The sequence below is a fragment of the Xenorhabdus beddingii genome, assembly GCF_002127545.1.
Lineage (GTDB): Bacteria > Pseudomonadota > Gammaproteobacteria > Enterobacterales > Enterobacteriaceae > Xenorhabdus > Xenorhabdus beddingii.
The window spans coordinates 37568-60472 of sequence record NZ_MUBK01000022.1 but is presented as its reverse complement, the minus strand read 5'-3'; the positions used below and the strand labels follow the sequence as shown (position 1 = coordinate 60472).

The following is a 22905-nucleotide window of genomic DNA, read 5'->3' as shown; positions in this document are numbered from 1 at the left end:
CTGAAACTTGGTTCAGTCTGCCAATAATTTGCTGATTAAGGCATCATGCCGCTGCGCCTGACGATCTAATCGCAGGCGCTCAGAACGAATAATAGATTGTAAATCGGCTAATGCCGTATTGAAATCATCATTGATGATGACGTAATCATACTCGTTGTAATGTTCCATTTCCGCGACAGCTTGAGCCATGCGTTTGGCAATAACTTCTTCGCTGTCCTGACCCCGTCCCCGCAGGCGACGGAGCAACTCTTCCCTCGAAGGCGGAAGAATGAAAATGCTGCGGGCTGCCGGCATCTTCTGGCGGATTTGCTGTGCACCTTGCCAGTCAATATCAAGAAATACATCAACACCACTGGCGAGCGTATCTTCGATGACTTTCCGGGATGTGCCGTAATAGTTACCAAAAACACCGGCATATTCCAAAAATTCATCATTGGCGATCATATTCTGGAATTCATCTACGGTGACGAAAAAATAATGTTCACCATGATTTTCACCTGGACGGGCCTGGCGTGTCGTATGTGAAACAGAAACCTGAGTGTCATACAAAGGCTGAGTTTTTAATAAAGCCTGAATAAGGCTTGATTTGCCTGCTCCACTCGGCGCAGAAACAATATATAACGTTCCTTGGTTCATGATGAATTCTTGACTGATTGGATATAAATAAATGCAAGCGCAGGAATATAAAATCCCACATAGTATACACGGATACGTCAATCCATGCAGCGTTACAATACATGCCAACGGACATTTCAACAAAATTTTTTCTTAACAAACTGATGTTACTCGTTCATTTTGCGCAACAATTTCAGAAAAAATAAACGGTTGCAGAAATCAAGCATTTATTTTTCGAAACGCTTCGCAAACCTGTCTTTTCCATCTTGGCAAAAATCACCCTGTTTTTTATTCTCTTCCCCGTGTTTTGGGAACCGATGGAGCAAGGATGCTTAACTTTTTTATCCGCTTTTTCATTACAGTCTGGATACTGCTATTTGAAATACCTCTGGCATTTGCCAATCAGGCAGATTGTTTCACAGGGACAGGGGAAAAATGGGCAGGGAAAGAATGGACAGCAGGAAAATGGACACAGGAAAAACTTCAACATGAAATTGAACATCTGACCCGGCAGATAGCGAAATGGGATGATCTCTATCGTCAAAAGGGCATTAGTGAAATAGATGATGAAATCTATGATCAATTACTGGAAACCCTGACGTTTTGGCGGGATTGTTTAAATCAGGCACCGGACAGTGCTTTTAGCTCTGCCAGGGTTGCGGGGTCACAAGAGGAAAAACAGCCTCATCCTGTCCAGCATACGGGTTTAAGTAAGCTGAAAGAATTACGGAATATCCGCCAGTGGCTACAGGGGCGTTCGGGGGTTTGGCTACAACCTAAAATTGATGGTGTTGCGGTGACTTTGGTCTACGAGAAAGGCCACTTAGTGCGGTTAATTAGCCGTGGGGATAGTATAGAAGGCATAGACTGGATGGATAAAAGTCCCTTTATTCCCAATATTCCCAAACAGATAGAAAATGCACCGGAACATTTGGTATTGCAGGGTGAGCTTTTTTGGCAGCAGGAGCATCACCAGCAATCCATTGCGGGCAGTCAAGGTGCACGCAGCAAAGTTGCAGGGTTAATGATGCGCAAAACCTTTGCACCGGAGCTTAAGCAAATCGGTATTTTTATCTGGGGCTGGCCGGATGGGCCAAATGAAATGGCGGTCAAACTGGAACGATTGGCATCAATGGGATTTCCCATTGCGCAGCAATACAGTCACCCCATCGCTACCGCAGAAGAGGCCGAAAAGAGATGGAAAGATTATTTTGTTCAGCCTCTCCCTTTTGCTACCGATGGCGTTGTTTTGCGACAGGAGCTTGAACCGACAGGCCGACAATGGCGCGCAGGTTCAAATAGCTGGGCCATTGCATGGAAATACCCATTACGTCAGCAAATGACAACGGTGCGAGCTGTGCATTTCACGATAGGCCGGACAGGAAAAACCTCCGCTTTATTAGAACTGGAGACCGTCAAGTTAGATGATCGGCAGGTTAGTCGCGTCAATATCGGGTCTGTCAGGCGTTGGAAACAGTGGAATGTTTATCCGGGCGATAAAATCACGGTAGCGCTGGCCGGGCATGGTATCCCTAAACTCGATAAGGTGGTGTGGCGCATTGCAGAGCGTTCTGATATCCAACCGCCCAATGAGCAGGACTACCATTTTCTCAGTTGCCTTGCGTTAAATCAGGTTGATGATGTGAGTGATGCGAATGAGGTGAATCACAAGCATTGCCAACAACAGTTTATTGCCCGTCTGACATGGCTTGGGGGAAAACTGAAAATGAAAGGCATTGGGCCAGGAACGTGGTCTGTTTTGGTAAGAAATGGATTGGTAACGAACTTAGCGGATTGGCTGGTGTTGGAGAGAAGTCAACTTGAGGAAGTACCCAATATTGGAACCAAGCGCGCTGAATTGCTTTTTTCCCAATTCCAGCAGGCAAAGTTGCAGCCACTTTCCCTATGGCGTGAAGCCATCGGTCTGCCTTATGCCAATCGCTTTACGGACAGTATGGGATGGCAGTGGGAAGAAGTGCTGTTATCCCCCGCCAATGGGAAAATATCATTCACGCCAAAACAAAGAGAAAAGGTTGCGGCTTTTTTAACGCATCCAGAGATTAAAGCACTTATTCATGCGTTGGCTTTACAGGGGATTAAATAGGGGCAAGGGGCAGCCCCAAATATCTATGATAATGTTAATGGTCCGTGCCATCGTAATTGAAGATAGGTAAACCCAGACGATAACGGATAGCAATTAACCGGGCGGTCAGTCCGGCAATCAGCGTAATCAGGATCACGCCATTCGGATGCAGTGGAGTATGCAATAAACCGATATAAAGCCAGGCGGCAGCAAAGGAGACACCGGCATAAATCTCTTTTTGAAAGACTAACGGAATGGTATTGCAAAACATATCGCGCAGTACACCGCCAAAAACACCGGTAATGACAGCGGCAATGGCGGCGATGATTGGGCTGTAGTGCATCTCCAACGCGATTTGCGCACCAATGATGGAGAAGACGATTAAACCAATCGCATCGAGAATAAGAAATAAACGGCGCAGGTGTTTCATCATGGGAGCAACCCAGATAGTCACCACAGCAGCACAAGCAACGGTTACGATATATTCTGGATTTTTTACCCAGCCGAGGGGGTAATGACCCAGAATGATATCACGGACGGTACCACCACCAATGGCCGTCACGGAAGCAATAATAATAACGCCGAACACATCCATTTTTCGACGACCTGCGGCTAATGCGCCTGTCATGGCTTCAGCCGTAATACCAATGATATAAAGGACACTGAGTAGCATAAATTTAATCAAATGGAATAACGTAGAAGTAAAGAGTACTGTTGAAATAATAACGACTCGACTGAAATTTTTTACTCAACGGTGAATAAAATTAGTTTTTATTATCCGAAACCTCGCAAAATAAGGTAGGGAAATGGTCTTTAAGCAACGTCAAATTACATTCGACAGCCGTAGCCATCAGATAACTAATATAAATATCTGGACTCCTGACAGCCAGTGGCTGGTATACGATGTTCGTCCCGGTGGTGCCTCTTTTACAGGCTTAACGATAGAAAAAATTCATGTTGATCACGGACAAACTGAAATTATCTATCAGGCACAGGAGGGTGCCCATGTCGGTGTAGTGACGGTCAGTCCTCAGGAACCGACTCGTTATGCTTTCATTCATGGCCCGGAAAAACCGGATGCACAATGGCAGTATGACTTTCACCATCGCCGTGGCGTGATTGTCTCTGATACCTTGCCCAACGTGGCAGTTAACATTGATGCGCTGGACATTACCCCTCCTTATACTGCGGGTGCTTTGCGTGGTGGGACTCATGTTCACGTTTTCAGTCCTGACGGCAGTCGTTTAAGTTTCACTTATAACGATCATGTGATGAATGAGTTAGACCCTGCTCTTGATTTACGTAATGTTGCGGTGGCCGTTCCGTTAAGAGCCACTATGTCAGCGAAAAAACATCCGAGAGAATATGACGGCAACTATTTTTCCGTTGTTGTCAGCCAGACTACCGTGCATCCACGTCCCGGAAGTGATGATATCGACCGGGCTTATGAAGAGGGTTGGATTGGGCGGCAGGGGTATCTTAAAGATAATGGTCTGTATCAGCGCTGGGCACTGGCTTTTATTGGCGATACTCGTGCTGAGAATGGTGAAAAAATAGCGGAAATCTATCTTGTTGATTTACCTGAAAACGACGGTGATTACGCGATTGCGGGTAATCAACCTCTGGCGGGAACAGAAACAACATTGCCCGCACCACCTGCGGGAGTGAAGCAGCGGCGTTTGACCTTTACCCATGATAAACGCTGGCCGGGCGTAGTGAATATGCCCCGCCATTGGTTGAGGTCATCACCGGATGGCAGCAAAATCTGTTTTCTGATGAAAGATGAAACAGGAATTATCCAGCTCTGGCATATCTCACCCAATGGGGGGGAACCAAGGCAGATAACCCACAGCAATAGCAGCATACAATCTGCATTTAGCTGGGATAGCCGTGGCCGGTTTATTGCCTGTGTTTGTGACAATAGTGTCATGCTTTGCGATAGCCAGAATGGAGAAATGCAGCGTTTGACGGAACGTACCGATGACGCGCCTTGCGCAGATGCGATAGTGATATCACCGGATGATCGCCATATTGCTTTTATGCGTGATATCAATGGCTATCGGCAAATATTTGTGGTTGAAACTGGGATTAATAGAACCTAACCGTCAGTCGCTATTTCTCACAATTTTTGGTTCTGATTCTGGTTCTGATTCTGGTTCTGGCCGTGTGGAGGCAGGGCTTTGCTCCAGTTGTTCAATACGGTGCTTAGGCGATTGCTCCGCTTTATTTTGACCGGAACGGGCATAATCATAGGGAATTAGAAATGTATCCAGAAAAGCAGAAAATGGAAGATCAATGGCAAGCAGGGGTTTCATGAGCCATCCGGTTTCGTCATCCTTTAACATGTCAATATTGGCCTTTGCTCCAGAATAATAACCTTGGTTGGGGCCGCTATGTGTCATAATGCTTGAGCAGCCTGTGATAAGTAACAATCCCAAGGTAGTGCATAATAGTGGAAGCATCTTACGGTTTTTCATCGTTTCCATGATCTCAATGAGTTAATTTGCCAATGTTCAGATATTATTTGCTCTTTAACGCCACTCTTTCCAAAGCATGAAGATAAACCTTGAATACTGTTTACCTCCTAATACTATTTACTATAGTCAGGTAATATCCAGTTTGCTATAGCATTCATCGTTAAATTAAATAATAAAAAGAGCATTCAACCTAATGTTTATTAAATCGTGAAGTGTAAATTTTCCATTGGAAAATAAAAAATTGCCCTGAATAAAATGCGACCCATAAAAATGGGAAAAGCGCGCAATATGTGGTTTAAGACACATATCTTATTGCTAATTCATGCCAACATTTCATGGGGGATGTTGGTATTTATGAAGCATATAGGGGGAAAAAAGACAATCTCCCAACTTGTTAACTTTATTAAAGGAAGCGGGTCATGAGTGATATTGCACTGACAATGAGCTTGTTGGCACTGGCTGCCACATTGGGGTTGTGGATAGGTAACTGGCGAATATATGGTATTGGTCTTGGGATTGGGGGTGTTTTGTTTGGCGGCATTATTGTCGGCCATTTCGCCCAGACCTATTCGCTGTCTCTCAGTAATGACATGCTGCATTTTATTCAGGAATTTGGCTTAATTCTATTTGTTTATACTATTGGCATCCAAGTCGGGCCTGGGTTCTTTTCTTCCCTACGGGTTTCTGGCCTTAAATTAAATGGTTTTGCGGTACTGATTATCATTATTGGCGGCTTGGTCGCGGCGATTATTCATAAATTGTTTGATGTTCCCTTACCGATTATTTTGGGCATATTTTCCGGCGCAGTGACAAATACGCCATCGCTGGGCGCGGGTCAGCAAATTCTGATGGATCTGGGTTCGGAATCTGCACTTGTCAGTCAAATGGGCATGGGATACGCCATGGCTTACCCCATGGGGATTTGCGGTATTTTGTTGGTCATGTGGCTGGTGCGCCTTCTTTTCAGAGTGAGTGTTGAACGGGAAGCCAAGGCATTTGATAGCCAAAACCATCATCATCGGGAAATGCTCCAGACAATGAATATTGCGGTGCGTAATCCGAATTTGCATGGGTTAATGATGCAGGATATTCCCTTGCTAAACGGTGATGAAGTTGTGTGCTCCCGTTTGAAACGAGCTGAATTATTGATGGTGCCCCAGCCAACTACCGTGATCCAGAATGGAGATTTGCTTTATCTGGTGGGGCAACGGGAAGCATTGAACCAAGTCCGGTTGGTGATTGGGGAGGAAGTTGATGTCTCGTTGTCCACTTCAAACAGTATTCTTCAATCGGTCAGAGTGGTGGTGACCAATGATGAGGTACTGAGCCAGCGAATTGGGTCGCTCAACCTAAAACAGAAATACGATGTTGTCGTTACGCGGCTCAATCGTGCCGGAATTGAACTGGTTGCCAGTAATAATGCCGGCTTACAGTTTGGTGATATCCTGAATATTGTTGGGCGTCCTGAATCCGTAGAAGCTGTCACAAAGCTGTTGGGTAACTCACAGCAAAAACTCCAGCAAGTTCAGATGCTCCCCGTCTTTATTGGCATCGGGTTGGGGATTTTGCTGGGTTCCATTCCGCTGTTTATCCCTGGTTTTCCTGCGGCCTTACGCCTTGGGCTGGCGGGTGGCCCTTTGGTGATTGCGCTGATTTTGGGTCGCATTGGCACGATAGGTAAACTTTATTGGTTTATGCCACCCAGTGCGAATCTGGCACTGCGTGAATTGGGGATTGTCATGTTTCTTGCGGTTGTCGGGCTGAAATCGGGTGGCAATTTCATTAATACACTGGTGCATGGAGAAGGGTTGGCGTGGATAGGCTATGGCGCATTGATCACGATAGTTCCCCTGTTGATGGTGAGTTTGCTGGCTCGCTTTGTTGCCAAAATGAATTATCTTAGCCTGTGTGGGATGTTGGCGGGTGCGATGACGGATCCTCCGGCTCTGGCCTTTGCTAACGCCATTCATAGTACCAGCGGGGCAGCGGCACTGTCGTATGCGACGGTTTATCCACTGGCGATGTTTTTGAGGATTATGTCTCCCCAGATTTTGGCCGTTATTTTCTGGGCGCTATGATTCAGATCAATACCAACGGATTAAGTCGGCTTATTTAATTCATTAAATGTGCTTTAGATCACATAATATAGCCCAATCATCCAAATTTGACCTTAATTTGAGATAGTAGAGGCAAGTTAAAGTAAAAAATTCCTGCTTATTCAAGCTATTATATAAGTATTTTTCTGGTTAAATAGACTCAGTTAAGGGAAGGAGTATAAACAGGGATTGTTTTCCTTTCCTATCGTGTGTGTGAAGAATTCTTTTTGGATTCTAATAACTACTGTCCTGTTCGCAGGTAAAAGTCCTCGTTATCATCTTGCTCCCTCCCCCCTAAATGAGGGAGCTTTTTTTTATTGTGATGATGGCTGCTTGCCGCACCACTCAGCGCCCAGCTTCTCTATGTGCTATCTCAATCTCTTCGGACAGAATACGAATGCCTTCTTCGATCTTTTCAATGTCAGGGACATAGTTCATGCGCATACATTGATGGGCATGAGGCCAATGCTGTTCCAGCCCCGGAAAGAAGAAATGACCCGGCACCATCAGCACTTTCCGTTTTTTCAGCCGCTGATAAAGCACTTCCGTCGTAATTGGCAGGTTCTTGAACCAGAGCCAAAGGAATATTGCTCCTTCCGGTTTATGGATCAGGCAGCGATCTTCCGATATATGGCGACGAATGATCTTAATCACGTTGTCTACCCGTTGCTTATAAAACGGCTGAATAACATTTTGCGAGAGTCGGAACAGATCATTACGCCTAATCATTTCCAGTGCGATAGCCGGCCCGACACCTCCCGGAGCCAGACTGATGATGCCATTCATGTTGCTGATTGCACTTATTATTTTTTCATTGGCGATGATAATCCCGCAACGGGAACCCGGCAGGCCAAGTTTAGACAGGCTCATGCACAGAATGATATTCGGGTTCCACAGTGGGGTGGCTTCACTGAAAATAATGCCGGGGAATGGCACTCCGTAGGCATTGTCGATCAGCAAAGGGATCTGATGCTGTTGAGCCAGACCATCCAAACGCAGTAATTCTTCGTCGGTGATCACATTGCCTGTTGGGTTCGTCGGGCGGGAGACACAAATCAGGTTGATATCTTCAGAAATATTGAGGTGGTCAAAATCAACGTGATATTTGAATTGCCCATTGGGTAGCAATTCTATATTCGGTTTATTGGCGACAAATAACCCTTCATCCAAACCCGAATCAGAATAGCCGATATACTCTGGCGCAAGAGGAAACAAAACACGCTTCATTGAGCCGTCTTCAGAGCGACCAGCCAATAAGTTGAACAGATAGAAAAAGGCACTTTGGCTGCCGTTAGTCAGGGCAATATTTTGTGGATGGATCTCCCAGCCGAGCTTTTCCTGTAACTCCAGTGCCAGAGCGGTTATCAGGGTATTTTTCCCTTGTGGCCCGTCATAGTTGCATAGCGTCTCGCTCAATTGACCGCTTGACGCCATTTCAGTCAATATTTGTTGGAAATACTCATCCATTTCAGGAATATGGGCTGGATTACCCCCACCTAGCATAATCGCACCAGGTGTTCTCAGACCTTGGTTCAGATCATTCATCAGACGGGTAATTCCTGAATCTTGCGTAAATTTGTTTCCGAATTGCGAAAATTTCATAACGATGTTTGCGTCTGTTTTTGTATGAGAGGAATACACCATACCCCGCACCCCTACTGGGGCGCAATGGGAATAATGGGGATTCACTGAGTTGCAAAATAAAAACTGATTTCTGAGATAAAAACTTTATTTCCGGCACAGGCAACTGACAAGGTGATCGTTTACCAGACCTGCTGCCTGCATAAAAGCATAGCAGGTCGTGCTACCGATAAATTTAAATCCTCGTTTCTTCAGCGCTTTTGAAAGTGCATCAGACGTTGATGTTGTAACAGGAACTTCTGACGAGTCTTGCCAGTCATTAATCTGTGGAGAGTGATCCACGAAATGCCAGATAAAAGCGCTGAAATCTTCACCTTGTCCGGCCATTTGCAGATAAGCACGGGCATTATGGATAATCGCATTGATTTTGGCCCGATTGCGCACGATGGCCGGTTCTTTCATCAGCCGCTCAACATCGGTATCATCCATTTTGGCTATTTTAACCGGGTCAAACTGATGGAAATATTTTCTATAACCTTCCCGCTTTTTCAGGATAGTGAACCAAGATAAACCCGCCTGTTGTCCTTCCAGACAAATCAGTTCAAAAAGTTTTCGGCTATCTTTCAGTGGAGTGCCCCATTCATTGTCGTGATAAGCCAGATAATCAGGATCGGGGGTCACCCAACCACAGCGAGCCATTTCCTTGTTCATGAATCGAACTTCCCTCAGGTGGTGATTAATAATTACACCAATATTAGCTGTATAAACATACAAGTAAAGAGGCTTGAATAAGATTTTTTGATACTGCGGCAAAATTGAGAGGAGATCAGTGCTGTATATCTTACGGTCAAAGGGTATACTGCCCTCTTTCGTTTAAATTCACATCTATCGCGTGCGGATTCAACATGCAAAAGTTTGATACCAAAACCTTTCAGGGGATCATCCTGACACTACAGGATTATTGGGCGCGTCAAGGCTGCACCATTGTCCAACCACTGGATATGGAAGTCGGCGCAGGAACTTCTCATCCTATGACCTGTCTGCGTGCTTTGGGGCCAGAGCCTATTGCAGCAGCGTATGTGCAACCTTCCCGTCGTCCGACTGACGGCCGTTATGGCGAAAACCCTAACCGGCTCCAGCACTACTATCAATTTCAGGTCATCATTAAGCCATCTCCGGAAAATATACAGGAACTCTATCTGGGTTCTTTGAAAGAGTTGGGGCTTGATCCTACCGTTCACGATATCCGTTTTGTTGAGGATAACTGGGAAAACCCAACCTTGGGTGCCTGGGGTCTGGGCTGGGAAGTCTGGCTGAACGGCATGGAAGTGACACAGTTTACTTACTTCCAGCAGGTGGGGGGGCTTGAGTGTAAACCCGTGACGGGCGAGATTACTTACGGTCTGGAACGTCTGGCGATGTACATTCAGGGCGTAGACAGCGTTTACGATCTGGTATGGAGCGATGGCCCGCTGGGTAAAACCACTTATGGCGACATTTACCATCAAAACGAGGTTGAGCAGTCAACTTACAACTTCGAACACGCTGATGTCGATTTCCTGTTTACCTGCTTTGAACAATACGAAAAAGAAGCACAGGAATTACTGGCGCTGGAAACCCCGCTGCCACTGCCAGCGTATGAGCGCATTCTGAAAGCGGGTCATACCTTCAACTTGCTGGATGCCCGCAAAGCCATTTCCGTGACTGAACGTCAGCGCTATATCCTGCGTATCCGTACCCTGACCAAAGCAGTTGCTGAGGCTTATTATGCCTCCCGCGAGGCACTTGGCTTCCCTATGTGTAACAAGACTTGTAATAAGAACTGAGAGGCCGTCATGACTCAACAGACTTTCCTTGTGGAAATCGGCACAGAAGAGCTGCCACCAAAGGCGCTGCGTTCACTGGCTGAATCTTTTGCGGCCAATTTTGACACAGAACTGAAAAACGCCAATCTGGGTCATGGTGAAGTTAGCTGGTTTGCTGCTCCTCGTCGTTTGGCGTTGAAAGTGGAAAATCTCGCTGCGGCACAGGCTGATCGCGAAGTTGAAAAACGTGGCCCAGCCATTGCTCAGGCATTCGATGCACAAGGCAAACCCACCAAAGCGGCGGAAGGTTGGGCGCGTGGTTGTGGTATCACCGTTGATCAGGCTGAACGCATGGTCACGGACAAAGGGGAATGGCTGCTCTATCGTGCTCAGGTTAAAGGCCGTGAAGCAAAAGAATTGCTGGCGGAGATGGTGAGCGGTTCTCTGGGTAAACTGCCGATCCCTAAATTAATGCGTTGGGGTGATAAAGAAACCCAATTTGTGCGTCCGGTACATACGGTCACTCTACTGCTGGGCAGTGAAGTGATTGAAGGTGAAGTTCTGGGGATCAAATCGGATCGCATTATTCGTGGTCACCGTTTTATGGGTGAAGCGGAATTTACCATTGAGAATGCAGAACAGTATCCTGCCATTTTGCAGGAGCGGGGTCGTGTTATCGCAGATTACGCAACCCGTAAGGCGATGATCAAGCGTGATGCAGAACAGGCTGCAATGCAGCTTGGTGGTATAGCCGATCTGAGCGACAGTTTGCTGGAAGAAGTGACTTCTCTGGTGGAGTGGCCGGTGGTACTGACCGCGAAATTCGAAGAAAAATTCCTCGAAGTTCCCGCTGAGGCACTGGTTTACACCATGAAAGGCGACCAGAAATATTTCCCGGTTTACGACCAGGCTGGCAAATTGATGGCAAACTTTATTTTTGTCACCAATATTGAATCTTCTGATCCTCAGCAAATTATTTCAGGCAACGAAAAAGTGGTTCGCCCACGTCTGGCAGACGCGGAATTCTTCTTCAAGACTGACCGTAAACAACGTCTGGAAGATAACTTGCCTCGTTTGGAAACCGTCCTGTTCCAGAAACAACTGGGTACGCTGCGTGACAAAACGGATCGCATTCAGGCTCTGGCGGGTTGGATTGCAGAAAAAATCGGTGCCGATGTCAATCATGCGACTCGTGCGGGCTTATTGTCTAAATGTGACCTGATGACCAACATGGTGTTCGAATTCACCGATACGCAGGGCGTGATGGGAATGCACTATGCCCGCCATGATGGTGAAGCTGAAGATGTGGCACTGGCGCTGAACGAACAGTACCAGCCTCGTTTCTCTGGTGATGAATTGCCATCCAGCGGTGTTTCTTGTGCTGTCGCGATTGCCGATAAGATGGATACGTTGGCCGGGATTTTCGGCATTGGCCAGCATCCGAAAGGGGATAAAGACCCGTTTGCGCTGCGTCGTGCGGCACTGGGTGCTCTGCGCATTATCGTTGAGAAAAAACTGCCCCTTGACCTCCAGACTCTGGCAGAAGAAGCCGTCCGTCTGTACGGTGACAAGCTGACCAACGAAAAAGTTGTGGATGATGTGGTTGAGTTTATGCTCGGTCGTTTCCGCACTTGGTATCAAGAGCAGGGTTACAGCGTTGATACCATTCAGGCGGTACTGGCGCGTCGTCCGACCCAGCCGGCAGATTTTGACGCCCGCATGAAAGCCGTAACGCATTTCCGCACCTTGGATGAAGCGGTTTCCCTTGCGGCAGCCAACAAACGTGTTTCCAACATTCTGGCAAAATCAGAAGAGAAGCTGAATGACGCAGTTCTGGCTTCCGTATTGAAAGCGGCAGAAGAGATCCAACTGGCGACACATCTTGTGGTGTTGAAAGAAAAACTGGCTCCTTTGTTTGCCGAAGGCAACTATCAGGATGCGCTGGTGGAATTGGCTTCCCTGCGTGAAGTGGTGGATGCGTTCTTCGACAACGTAATGGTGATGGATGAAGACAGCCAGGTCAGAATCAATCGCCTGACGCTGTTAAGCGAACTGCGTGAACTATTCTTGCGCGTCGCGGATATCTCACTGCTGCAGTAATATTTAAATGAACTAAACCCAAAGCCTCGCTAACCCAAGCGGGGCTTTTTAATCTCTGCAATATGTGACAAAGAGGTAGCAATGCGCGTATTTTGGCTGAATTATCAGCAAATAACCACGTATTTTTAAAAAGGTATTGACGGTTTGCAGCGCTGGCAGTAAGATGCGCTTCGTTTTCGGCGAGTAGCGCAGCTTGGTAGCGCAACTGGTTTGGGACCAGTGGGTCGGAGGTTCGAATCCTCTCTCGCCGACCAGCATTCTGAAACCCCGTTCTTATGAACGGGGTTTTTTCTTTTGTTTAAAATAAATTTTTTCCATCTTTTCTGATTCACTCACTGTCGGGCATTAATGCATCGAATGCCCTGTTCCGAAAAGACACAGTCGGCGGAAGTCCGTATGAATTGCACTATAACGGATGGAAATCAGCGTCTTGAAGCCTCCACACGCAAACCTGCTGCCCGCCATCCTGAGAATCCATCCTCAAGGCGCTGGGCTTTGAATCCTTTGGATCGCAGTAATGAAACTGCCTGAATAGAAAGCACGCAATATCGCCCACCACAATAGGCTAGGATATCTTGATTGCGAGGCAGTTCCTTAAGGTAGTGCGCCTGCGGGTCAGGAAGACCTTGCGTCGACGTCGATCACGACCGTTCAGCTATATGCAACAGCTATTGGTTCCGCACTTGCTGGTATTGTGGCGAATCTTGCCGGATTCTCTGACTCAGGCGGTCTAGCGGGTGTCCAGAGTGCCGCTATGTGGCTGTTCTTAGTTTTTGCCATTGCTCCAGTGCTCGCCACGCTTGTTGTGCGTCGTGTCCGTATCACATGAGCACACCATTGTGAACTCGACACAAATCGTCGACATCACAGAAAGGTTCAACTAATTTTTTCAGGCCTGTTTCTTAGTTAGATCGATTTTTGGGGTCGAAAGATCATTATCTTGGAACAGGCCTTTAATTCAATTTTTTATCCAAAATTTAAGTTGATACAAATCTTTTCCGAAAGAAACAGGACATAAGTAATGATGATATTTCTCTATGTATGCTGAGTTAGTGAATCAAATTGTTAGTGAATCAAATTAATCGTAAAACCCCCAATTTAACAAATAACGTAATGAGTTTTACGTTAACTGAATGTATTTTGATCATTTCCCTTGAGTAGATTATCTTTGTATCTTATGTGTTCCCGCCTGACTCCAGCCTCTTGATTGCTCATTATTTAAGTAATTGGTCACAATTCCAAAATTATCATCACCAGAGATTAATTCTTTTCACCAACGGGATTTTTAGTCGATTTGTCTACTTCATGTGCACGATGTCATATTTTTTAACCATTTTTGTTAAAAAATCTCTTCTTTTATGTTCTTCTAATGTTTCTGGTGTTATGTGTGATGATGTTGACGTCAGGCATAACAATTGCTTAATTGATAAACGAAAAACAATAAAACAGGCTGGGACAGTGGCATTTAGGAAGAAAACTCTGGGCTGGCTAAGACATGATAAACATCACAAACGGAGTTCAAGTAATGACCATCTCCAAAAAAAAACCGTCCAGTTTATTAACGCTGGGAATTGGCCTTGTCGCGCTGGCTGTCTCCGCCAGTATTCAGGCAAAAACGCTGGTTTACTGTTCCGAAGGCTCCCCCGAAGGGTTTAACCCGCAGTTGTTCACATCAGGCACCACTTATGATGCCAGCTCAGTCCCCATTTATAACCGTTTAGTGGATTTCAAATTAGGCACGACCCAAATTATTCCAAGTTTGGCCGAAAGTTGGGATGTGAGTGAGGATGGCAAAACCTATACTTTCCATTTGCGTAAGGGTGTGAAGTGGCACAGTAATAAAGAGTTTAAACCAACCCGCGATTTCAACGCAGATGATGTGACGTTTACCTTCATGCGTCAGAAAGATAAAAACCATCCGTACCATAAAGTGTCAGGGGGCAGTTACGAATACTTTACTGGCATGGATCTGGGTAACATCATCAGTAAAGTAGAAAAAGTGGATGATCACACCGTTCGCTTTGTGTTATCCCGCCCTGAAGCGCCTTTCCTGGCTGATATCGGGATGGATTTTGCCTCGGTTCTGTCCAAAGAGTATGCCGATGTCATGATGAAAGCAGGGACACCGGAGAAAGTTGACCTTAATCCGATCGGTACAGGCCCCTTCCAACTCATGCAATACCAAAAAGATTCCCGCATTCTCTATCAGGCATTTAAAGATTATTGGGAAGGCCCGGCGAAAATTGACCGCTTAGTCTTTTCCATTACCCCTGATGCGTCTGTGCGTTATGCCAAATTGCAGAAAAATGAATGTCAGGTGATGCCCTATCCAAACCCCGCTGATATCGCCCGCATGAAACAGGATAAAAACATTGTCCTGAAAGAACAGGCAGGGCTGAATGTCGGCTATCTCTCTTTTAATGTCACCAAGCCTCCGCTGGATAACCTGAAAGTCCGTCAGGCGATGACAATGGCGGTCAATAAAGATGCCATCATTGACGCGGTTTATCAGGGCGCGGGGCAGAAAGCGAAAAACCTGATCCCGCCGACGATTTGGGGCTATAACGATGACATCAAGGATTATGCCTATGATCCTGCCAAGGCGAAGGCATTGCTGAAAGAAGCGGGTTTCGCGAACGGCTTTGAGACGGATTTATGGGCCATGCCGGTACAGCGTCCCTATAACCCGAATGCCCGTCGTATGGCGGAAATGATCCAGGCTGACTGGGCAAAAATTGGGATTAAAGCCAAGATTGTCAGTTATGAGTGGGGTGAATACCTGAAACGGGCCAAAGACGGTGAACACATGACGGTTCTCTTTGGATGGAGCGGTGATAATGGTGATCCGGATAACTTCTTCGGCACGTTGTTTAGCTGTGCAGCCAAAGAAAGGGGGTCCAACTATTCCAAGTGGTGTTACAAGCCCTTTGAGGATGTTATTCAACCCGCGCGTGAAACCGCTGATATCAATAAGCGCACCGAGCTTTACAAACAGGCACAGGTTGTCATGCATGAGCAGGTCCCTGCATTGATCATTGCCCACTCCACGGTGTACGAACCTATCCGTAAAGAAGTGAAGGGTTATGTGGTCGATCCTTTTAGTAAACACCATTTTTACAACGTTGATCTCGAATAATTCTTGCTGTTGAGCCGTTGTGATTAACCATCCCCGCAGATTTTTCTGCGGGGATGGTTTCGCTTCTCTGATGGGCAAGTCGTCCTTGCATGACACCAAACGGCCTCAAGAGCCGTAACTGGTATTTAAAAAGAGAACTCAGGATATGCTGCAATTTATCCTCCGACGTCTGGGATTGGTGATCCCGACGTTTATTGGTATTACGCTGCTGACTTTCGCTTTTGTACATATGATCCCCGGCGATCCGGTGCTGATTATGGCGGGAGAACGCGGTATTACTGCTGAGCGTCATGCCGAATTGATGGCAGCAATGGGGTTGGATAAGCCCCTGTGGGAGCAATATCTTCATTATATTAATGGCATATTGCATGGTGATCTGGGGATCTCGCTGAAAAGCCGCGTTCCGGTGTGGGACGAATTTGTGCCGCGCTTTAAGGCGACTTTTGAACTGGGATTCTGCGCCATGTTATTTGCCATATCCGTGGGGATTCCGGTTGGTGTACTGGCTGCGGTCAAACGCGGTTCCGTCTTTGACCACACCGCGATTGGCTTGTCATTGACCGGTTATTCCATGCCGATTTTCTGGTGGGGGATCATGCTGATCATGCTGGTTTCCGTCCAATGGAATCTCACCCCGGTTTCCGGCCGAATAAGTGATAGCGTGTTTCTTGATGACAGCTATCCCCTGACGGGATTGATGCTGGTTGATACGCTGATTTGGGGAGAACAAGGTGACTTTATTGATGCGGTGATGCACATGGTTTTGCCCGCCATTGTGCTGGGAACGATCCCGTTGGCGGTGATTGTGCGCATGACCCGTTCTTCCATGCTGGAAGTGTTGGGGGAAGATTATATCCGCACTGCCCGCGCCAAGGGGCTGAGTCGCATTCGTGTCATTATCGTCCATGCACTGCGTAACGCTTTGCTGCCTGTGGTTACGGTCATTGGTCTGCAAGTGGGCATCATGCTGGCAGGCGCCATTCTGACAGAAACGATTTTCTCGTGGCCCGGATTGGGGCGTTGGCTGATTGACGCCCTGCAACGTCGTGATTATCCGGTCGTGCAGGGTGGAGTATTGCTGGTGGCGACCATGATCATCCTGGTCAATCTGGTGGTTGATTTGCTGTACGGCATTGTCAATCCGCGTATTCGTCATAAGAAATAGGGAGCACATGATGACTCAAACAACTGAGCCAGCGGTATCGGGTGCGCCGAAATTGATGACGCCGATGCAGGAGTTCTGGCATTACTTTAAACGTAATAAAGGCGCAGTGGTCGGTTTTGTCTATATCGTCCTGATGCTGTTGATTGCGTTATTGGCGGGAATATTGGCACCACACGGCCCGGCAGAGCAGTTTCGTGAGGCTTTGCTGACCCCTCCGGTATGGCAGGAAGGGGGAAGCTGGCAATTTATCCTCGGTACTGATGATGTCGGGCGCGACATTCTCTCCCGCCTGATGTATGGCGCACGGCTCTCATTGCTGGTTGGCTGCCTGGTCGTGATGATGTCATTGCTGATGGGGATAACGCTGGGTGTGCTGGCGGGGTATTTCGGCGGTATGGTAGATACCATTATCATGCGTATCGTCGATATTATGCTGGCTTTGCCAAGCCTGTTGCTGGCATTGGTATTGGTCGCGATCTTTGGGCCATCCATTATCAATGCGTCACTGGCACTGACGTTCGTCGCCTTGCCTCACTATATCCGTCTGACGAGGGCGGCCGTGTTGGTTGAAGTTAACCGTGATTATGTCACGGCTTCCCAAGTGGCGGGGGCGGGGGCCATGCGTCAGATGTTCATCAATATCCTGCCAAACTGCCTTGCACCGTTGATTGTGCAGGCATCATTGGGGTTTTCGAACGCGATTCTCGATATGGCAGCCTTGGGGTTTCTGGGAATGGGGGCGCAACCGCCGACGCCAGAATGGGGAACCATGCTGGCAGATGTTTTGCAGTTTGCCCAGAGTGCGTGGTGGGTCGTGACCTTTCCGGGGCTGGCTATTCTGTTGACGGTATTGGCGTTTAACCTGATGGGCGATGGGTTGCGTGATGCTCTCGATCCTAAGCTCAAGCAGTAGGGGTATTGTGAAATGGCATTGTTGAATGTAGATCAATTATCGGTGCACTTCGGGGATGAAGAGGCACCATTCCGCGCCGTTGACCGTATCAGCTACCGGGTTGAGCAGGGAGAGGTCGTCGGCATTGTTGGGGAATCTGGATCAGGTAAGTCAGTCAGTTCACTGGCGATCATGGGGTTGATTGATTATCCGGGCAGGGTCATGGCTGAAAAGCTGGAATTCGCTGGCCGTGACCTGAACAAGATTTCAGAAAAAGAGCGCCGTCAGTTGGTGGGTGCGGAAGTGGCGATGATTTTCCAAGATCCCATGACCAGCCTTAATCCCTGTTACACCGTCGGTTATCAGATCATGGAAGCCCTGAAAGTTCATCAGGGCGGCAATCGAAAAACCCGGCACCAACGGGCAATCGACTTATTGACGCAAGTCGGTATCCCCGATCCGGCTTCTCGTCTGGATGTTTATCCGCACCAATTGTCAGGTGGAATGAGTCAGCGCGTGATGATTGCGATGGCTATCGCCTGTCGTCCGAAACTCCTGATTGCCGATGAACCGACAACCGCACTGGATGTCACGATTCAGGCGCAAATCATCGAATTGCTGTTGGAATTGCAGCAGCGGGAAAACATGGCATTACTCTTGATCACCCATGATTTGGCGCTGGTGGCAGAAGCCGCCCACCATATTATTGTGATGTATGCCGGGCAGGTAGTGGAGATTGGCAAAGCAACGGAAATTTTCCGTGCGCCGCGCCACCCTTATACACAAGCATTATTGCGGGCATTGCCAGAATTTGCGGCGGATAAATCCCGTCTGGCATCGTTGTCCGGCGTTGTACCTGGGAGGTATGACCGCCCAACGGGGTGTCTGCTCAATCCCCGTTGTCCTTATGCCAATGAGCATTGCCGTAAGGAGGAGCCTCGATTGAAATTAGTGGGAAGCCGTCAGGTTAAATGTCACATGCCGTTAGATGATGAGGGGAGGCCGACAATATGAGTGTCCAACAAAATCCCGTACAGGAAAACGTGACAATTCCTTTACTCAAAGCGACTGAATTGAAGAAATATTATCCGGTGAAGACGGGATTATTCTCGCCTGAGCGCACGGTTAAGGCATTGGATGGTGTTTCATTTGAGTTGGAAAAAGGTAAAACGCTGGCGGTGGTCGGGGAGTCAGGTTGTGGAAAATCTACGCTGGGTCGCCTGTTGACCATGATAGAAAAGCCGACTGAGGGAGAGCTTTATTATCTGGGACAGGATCTCTTGGTGCCCAATAAGGAAGCGGAGAAACTGCGTCGCCAAAAAATCCAAATCGTATTCCAAAACCCTTATGCCTCCTTGAATCCCCGTAAAAAAGTGGGGCAAATTCTGGAAGAACCGTTGTTGATTAACACTTCGCTTACGGCATCTGAGCGCAAGGAAAAAGTCTTGCAGATGATGGATAAAGTGGGATTGAAGCACGAACATTATTCACGTTATCCGCACATGTTTTCTGGCGGTCAGCGCCAACGTATTGCGATTGCCCGTGGATTGATGTTAAACCCTGATGTTGTGATTGCGGATGAACCGGTTTCTGCGCTGGATGTTTCGGTGCGGGCACAGGTTCTGAACCTGATGATGGACTTGCAGCAGGATTTGGGATTGTCTTACGTCTTTATATCCCACGATCTTTCCGTCGTTGAGCATATCGCTGATGAGGTGATGGTAATGTATTTGGGGCGCTGCGTTGAAAAAGGCCGTAAGGAGCTGATTTTCAATAATCCTCGCCATCCTTATACACAGGCATTGTTGTCTGCCACTCCCCGGCTGAACCCTGAATTGCGCCGTGAACGTATTAAGCTGACGGGGGAATTACCCAGCCCGATGAACCCGCCCCCGGGATGCGCTTTTGCCGCCCGTTGCCGTCGAGCATTGAGTTCATGCAGCCAGTTTCAACCTAAGTTAAAGCAATATGGTGAACAACTGATCGCGTGCTTCGCGGTCGAACAGGATGAAAATCCATCTCTTTAGCCCTTCTGATCGTGGTATAACGCATAAAAGTAGTCGTAAAAACGTTATGTAAGCACATTACCAAGTGCAACCGTTATATCGCGGTCATTTTTCCACTTTGAGTTCACCAAAATGAATTCACCAAAATAAGACGACCGCCAGTAAAATCAAGTATACTCAGTCGCATTGTTAAGGTGTATTAGCCAGTCTTTTCACAATTACCGGTTTGGATAAGATGAAGTTGCGTGTCAAACGTTCGTTAACGATTAAACAAATGGCCGCAGTGACAGGAGTCGCTTTGGTAGCTATTGCCATTTTTATCTTCATCCAGTTATCGCATCTATTGCAGCAACGGAAAGATGATTACATCAGCCAACTCAATAATGCCGCCGTACAGATCCAAACCCCGTTGGCGGAAGCGTTGCTGAGTTCAGATCTCAATAAAGCAAAAACACTGTTGATTGGGCTAAAGACCTCCGGCATTCTGGGGCGGGCGGATGTGATATTGCCTGATAACGTTCGGGTGATGAGTCTGGATTTTGCGACTCATCGTCCCATACCTGAGCTGGCAAAACAGGTTTTTGGCATTCCCGTTGAGGTCAATATTCCGCTCTACGTGTATGGTATTTCGCCAAAAACCGCAGAATCACAGGGTCACCTCATCTTGCAGGTTGATTCCAACCGAGTATACCGTTTTGCCCTGAATACACTTGCATTAATGTTGACAACTTACTTATTACTCGCACTTATTCTTACGGTGTCGATAAGCTGGTGCGTAAATCGCATTATCATCCATCCATTACGCGATATTGCGCGGAAACTGAATGAAGAACAGCCTCCGGAGTCTATATCTTGTCCTAAAAACCATCAGGATGATGAGTTGGGGTTACTGGTAAAAGGCTATAATCGTCAGGTTAATAAGCAGAAAACACCATCAAAATGAAACCTGACACACTGAATAAGGGTCTAATCCTTGATGATAATATTTAGATGTTTCTGATGGATAAAACTAAACAGGTAGGGGTAAATGATAATGCAGGGCAACAAAATCGGATATCTTATGGGTGGTGCGATTCTGGCAGCAACGTGCATGGCTCAGGCAGAAACCTTGCAGCCTGATCCGGCTTGGCAACAAGGCAAACTTGAAAATGGATTCAGTTGGCAAATCCTGCAAACACCGCAACGGCCCAATGACAGAATACAGTTGCGGTTATTGGTAAAAACAGGCTCCTTGGTCGAGAAAAACCATCAAAAGGGCTATACTTACCTGATCCCGAAGGTCGTTTTATCCAGCAGTAAAGATTTATCATCGCAAGACCTTGAAAACCTCTGGCATAACGCGATCGACACCCAAAACCCCTTTCCGCCCGCCATTGTTTCATACGATTTCACCCTTTATAGCCTGAGCCTACCGAACAACCGCCCGGATTTACTGCAAAATGCGTTGATATGGCTTTCTGATGTAGCCGGTGGTGCGGTATTTATACCAAAGACACTGGAACAAGCCATGAAAGAGGGGGGATCTCCCGTGACAACGTTTCCGGCGGATATCCAAGATCCGGTATGGCGTATGCGGCTGCAAGGCTCGACGCTTATCGATCACGATCCGGGAATGCCGGTATCCGAGCCTGTGGATGTCAAGAAAATCGAAAACTTCTATCATCAATGGTACACGCCGGATGCGATGACCCTGTACATTGCGGGCAATGTTGACAGGCGATCACTGTCAGAACGGATTAACCAGACATTTTCGTCATTGGAAGGAAAACGCCAGACACCGGTTCCTGTGCCGACATTACTGCCGCTGAAAGCCGCAACGATTGGGGTAGAGAGTGATAAAGTCAAACAAGACCGCCTGTCTTTAAGCTGGAACCTGAACTGGCTGCGGATTAACGATTCACAGACACTGGCTCAGTACTGGCTAAATGACATGGCGCGTGAAGCACTTTACCGTTATCTGCAATTGGGGCTGACAGAAAAGCAGGATGACATGAAGTTAGGTCTGGATTGTCGGGTGCTTTACCAACGTGCGAATTGCTCATTAAATCTGGATGCTGCTACCGACAAGCTGATGGGATCCACACTTTATCTGGCTTCCCAATTATCATCATTGCGGGAAAATGGTTTGCCACAGGCGCAATTTGATGAACTTTATGCTCAGAAAAAAGCTCAACTCCAGCAATTATTTGCCATGTATGCCCGTACAGATACCGATATCCTGATCAATCAACGTCTATTGTCACAACAAAATGAGGTGATAGATATCGCTCCTGAACAATTTCAGCGGTTGAGGCAGGCGTTTTTATCCTCCCTGACCCCCCAACTTTTGAATAAGAAACTGAAAGAGATGCTGTCTCAGGAAATCTCTTTGATTCTGGTGCAACCAAAAGGTGAAGCGACGGTGGATGTGAATCAAATCAAAAATAGCTTTAACCAGATAATGAGACCGGGCCCCTTGCCGGAGAAGCCTTAGGGGTTGCCAACGCCTTAAAGAAATCCGGGTTGTCCTGAATGGTAGCCAGAACCTTTGCTGCCAGTCCGGTCGGGTTCCTATGCTTCTGCTCCCAGCTCTTGATCGTGTCGAGACTCGTACCCAGCACAGTCGCCATTTCTGCCTGTGAAATGTTGAGTTGTGTACGAATAGCTTTCACGTCAGCAACTTCGTAGTGAGTAACATGCTCGGGTGATTTTGTACCATTTTTTATGTCTACAGCTTCTTCGAGAGAAGCGCTCAGTTCATCAAAAAAGCTCATGTTAAACCTCACCCTTCAGTATCTTGGTCAGTTTTTTCAGTTCTACTTTCTCAGCATTCGTTAAACTGTCTTTAGTGTTTTTCGGATAGGCCATAACCAAATATATAATCTCTTCGGTCGCGATCTGTTTTATCATTAGTTTAACGAACTTTCTTGTTTATTATTTAACCTTGTGGTTTTGAATTCATCTATATAT

Annotated in this window: 19 protein-coding genes, 1 tRNA gene and 1 pseudogene; 13 read left to right on the top strand and 8 right to left on the bottom strand. The window is 47.1% G+C overall.

What is annotated here, in order from left to right; translation table 11 throughout:
* Positions 1 to 12: 12 nt before the first annotated feature.
* Complete coding sequence (gene gmk / locus Xbed_RS13315) at positions 13 to 636, bottom strand: guanylate kinase (RefSeq protein ID WP_086113400.1); 624 nt, start codon at positions 634 to 636, stop codon at positions 13 to 15.
* Between the two features lie 307 nt (positions 637 to 943).
* On the opposite strand from gmk, the gene ligB reads away from it, so the two are divergent.
* On the top strand, positions 944 to 2719 hold the full coding sequence (ligB, locus tag Xbed_RS13310) for an NAD-dependent DNA ligase LigB (RefSeq protein WP_086113399.1): 1776 nt from the start codon (positions 944 to 946) through the stop codon (positions 2717 to 2719).
* 34 nt (positions 2720 to 2753) lie between these two features.
* Here the strand turns inward: ligB and Xbed_RS13305 are convergent, their stop codons facing one another.
* Entirely contained in the window at positions 2754 to 3371 is a 618-nt protein-coding gene (locus tag Xbed_RS13305) for a trimeric intracellular cation channel family protein (RefSeq protein ID WP_086113398.1), read from the bottom strand.
* Positions 3372 to 3504: 133 nt separating this feature from the next.
* Between Xbed_RS13305 and Xbed_RS13300 the strand changes: the two genes are divergently transcribed.
* Positions 3505 to 4800 carry a YidR family protein gene (locus Xbed_RS13300; protein WP_086113397.1) on the top strand — a complete coding sequence of 432 codons (1296 nt, stop codon included), beginning with the start codon at positions 3505 to 3507 and terminating at the stop codon, positions 4798 to 4800.
* Between the two features lie 3 nt (positions 4801 to 4803).
* Here the strand turns inward: Xbed_RS13300 and Xbed_RS13295 are convergent, their stop codons facing one another.
* Positions 4804 to 5175, bottom strand: coding sequence for a YceK/YidQ family lipoprotein (locus Xbed_RS13295; RefSeq protein ID WP_167371909.1), 372 nt, complete (start codon positions 5173 to 5175; stop codon positions 4804 to 4806).
* A 419-nt stretch (positions 5176 to 5594) separates the two neighbouring features.
* On the opposite strand from Xbed_RS13295, the gene Xbed_RS13290 reads away from it, so the two are divergent.
* Positions 5595 to 7253, top strand: a complete 1659-nt coding sequence (locus Xbed_RS13290; protein WP_086113395.1) for a putative transporter — start codon at positions 5595 to 5597, stop codon at positions 7251 to 7253.
* A gap of 363 nt (positions 7254 to 7616) precedes the next feature.
* Here Xbed_RS13290 and Xbed_RS13285 read toward each other — a convergent pair whose 3' ends face one another.
* Both Xbed_RS13285 and Xbed_RS13280 read right to left on the bottom strand, forming a co-directional pair.
* Positions 7617 to 8873, bottom strand: coding sequence for a valine--pyruvate transaminase (locus tag Xbed_RS13285; RefSeq protein WP_086113415.1), 1257 nt, complete (start codon positions 8871 to 8873; stop codon positions 7617 to 7619).
* Between the two features lie 126 nt (positions 8874 to 8999).
* Positions 9000 to 9551 (bottom strand): DNA-3-methyladenine glycosylase I, encoded by a 552-nt coding sequence (locus Xbed_RS13280; RefSeq protein WP_208612245.1) that lies wholly within the window; start codon positions 9549 to 9551, stop codon positions 9000 to 9002.
* A 206-nt stretch (positions 9552 to 9757) separates the two neighbouring features.
* Between Xbed_RS13280 and glyQ the strand changes: the two genes are divergently transcribed.
* The 3 genes from glyQ (at position 9758) to Xbed_RS13265 (ending at position 13011) form a co-directional block, all read left to right on the top strand.
* Positions 9758 to 10678, top strand: coding sequence for a glycine--tRNA ligase subunit alpha (gene glyQ, locus Xbed_RS13275; protein ID WP_086113393.1), 921 nt, complete (start codon positions 9758 to 9760; stop codon positions 10676 to 10678).
* Positions 10679 to 10687: 9 nt separating this feature from the next.
* A complete protein-coding gene (gene glyS, locus Xbed_RS13270) occupies positions 10688 to 12757 on the top strand; it encodes a glycine--tRNA ligase subunit beta (RefSeq protein WP_086113392.1) in 2070 nt (689 codons plus the stop codon).
* Between the two features lie 177 nt (positions 12758 to 12934).
* Positions 12935 to 13011, top strand: a tRNA-Pro gene (locus Xbed_RS13265).
* A 168-nt stretch (positions 13012 to 13179) separates the two neighbouring features.
* Here Xbed_RS13265 and Xbed_RS20710 read toward each other — a convergent pair.
* Positions 13180 to 13329 (bottom strand): rhodanese-like domain-containing protein, encoded by a 150-nt coding sequence (locus tag Xbed_RS20710; RefSeq protein ID WP_422641360.1) that lies wholly within the window; start codon positions 13327 to 13329, stop codon positions 13180 to 13182.
* Between the two features lie 953 nt (positions 13330 to 14282).
* Here Xbed_RS20710 and dppA point away from each other — a divergent pair.
* The 7 genes from dppA (at position 14283) to Xbed_RS13220 (ending at position 22429) form a co-directional block, all read left to right on the top strand.
* Positions 14283 to 15893: a dipeptide ABC transporter periplasmic-binding protein DppA gene (gene dppA / locus Xbed_RS13250; RefSeq protein ID WP_086113391.1), complete on the top strand. Its 1611-nt coding sequence runs from the start codon at positions 14283 to 14285 to the stop codon at positions 15891 to 15893.
* A gap of 145 nt (positions 15894 to 16038) precedes the next feature.
* Positions 16039 to 17058 (top strand): dipeptide ABC transporter permease DppB, encoded by a 1020-nt coding sequence (gene dppB, locus Xbed_RS13245; protein ID WP_086113390.1) that lies wholly within the window; start codon positions 16039 to 16041, stop codon positions 17056 to 17058.
* A 10-nt stretch (positions 17059 to 17068) separates the two neighbouring features.
* Positions 17069 to 17971, top strand: a complete 903-nt coding sequence (gene dppC, locus Xbed_RS13240; RefSeq protein ID WP_086113389.1) for a dipeptide ABC transporter permease DppC — start codon at positions 17069 to 17071, stop codon at positions 17969 to 17971.
* A gap of 12 nt (positions 17972 to 17983) precedes the next feature.
* Complete coding sequence (gene dppD, locus Xbed_RS13235) at positions 17984 to 18964, top strand: dipeptide ABC transporter ATP-binding protein (protein ID WP_086113388.1); 981 nt, start codon at positions 17984 to 17986, stop codon at positions 18962 to 18964.
* Entirely contained in the window at positions 18961 to 19977 is a 1017-nt protein-coding gene (gene dppF, locus Xbed_RS13230) for a dipeptide ABC transporter ATP-binding subunit DppF (RefSeq protein WP_086113387.1), read from the top strand. The genes dppD and dppF overlap by 4 nt, the downstream gene beginning before the upstream one ends.
* Positions 19978 to 20191: 214 nt before the next feature.
* Positions 20192 to 20899 carry a HAMP domain-containing protein gene (locus tag Xbed_RS13225; protein WP_086113386.1) on the top strand — a complete coding sequence of 236 codons (708 nt, stop codon included), beginning with the start codon at positions 20192 to 20194 and terminating at the stop codon, positions 20897 to 20899.
* A gap of 90 nt (positions 20900 to 20989) precedes the next feature.
* Complete coding sequence (locus tag Xbed_RS13220; RefSeq protein ID WP_086113385.1) at positions 20990 to 22429, top strand: M16 family metallopeptidase; 1440 nt, start codon at positions 20990 to 20992, stop codon at positions 22427 to 22429.
* On the opposite strand, the gene nadS is transcribed toward Xbed_RS13220, so the two are convergent.
* Positions 22386 to 22709, bottom strand: a complete 324-nt coding sequence (nadS, locus tag Xbed_RS13215) for a NadS family protein (protein ID WP_086113384.1) — start codon at positions 22707 to 22709, stop codon at positions 22386 to 22388. The two genes, Xbed_RS13220 and nadS, sit on opposite strands and share 44 nt — an antisense overlap.
* Before the next feature lies 1 nt (position 22710).
* Positions 22711 to 22833: pseudogene (locus tag Xbed_RS20230) on the bottom strand (type II toxin-antitoxin system RelE/ParE family toxin); the annotation flags it as partial.
* Positions 22834 to 22905 lie beyond the last annotated feature (72 nt).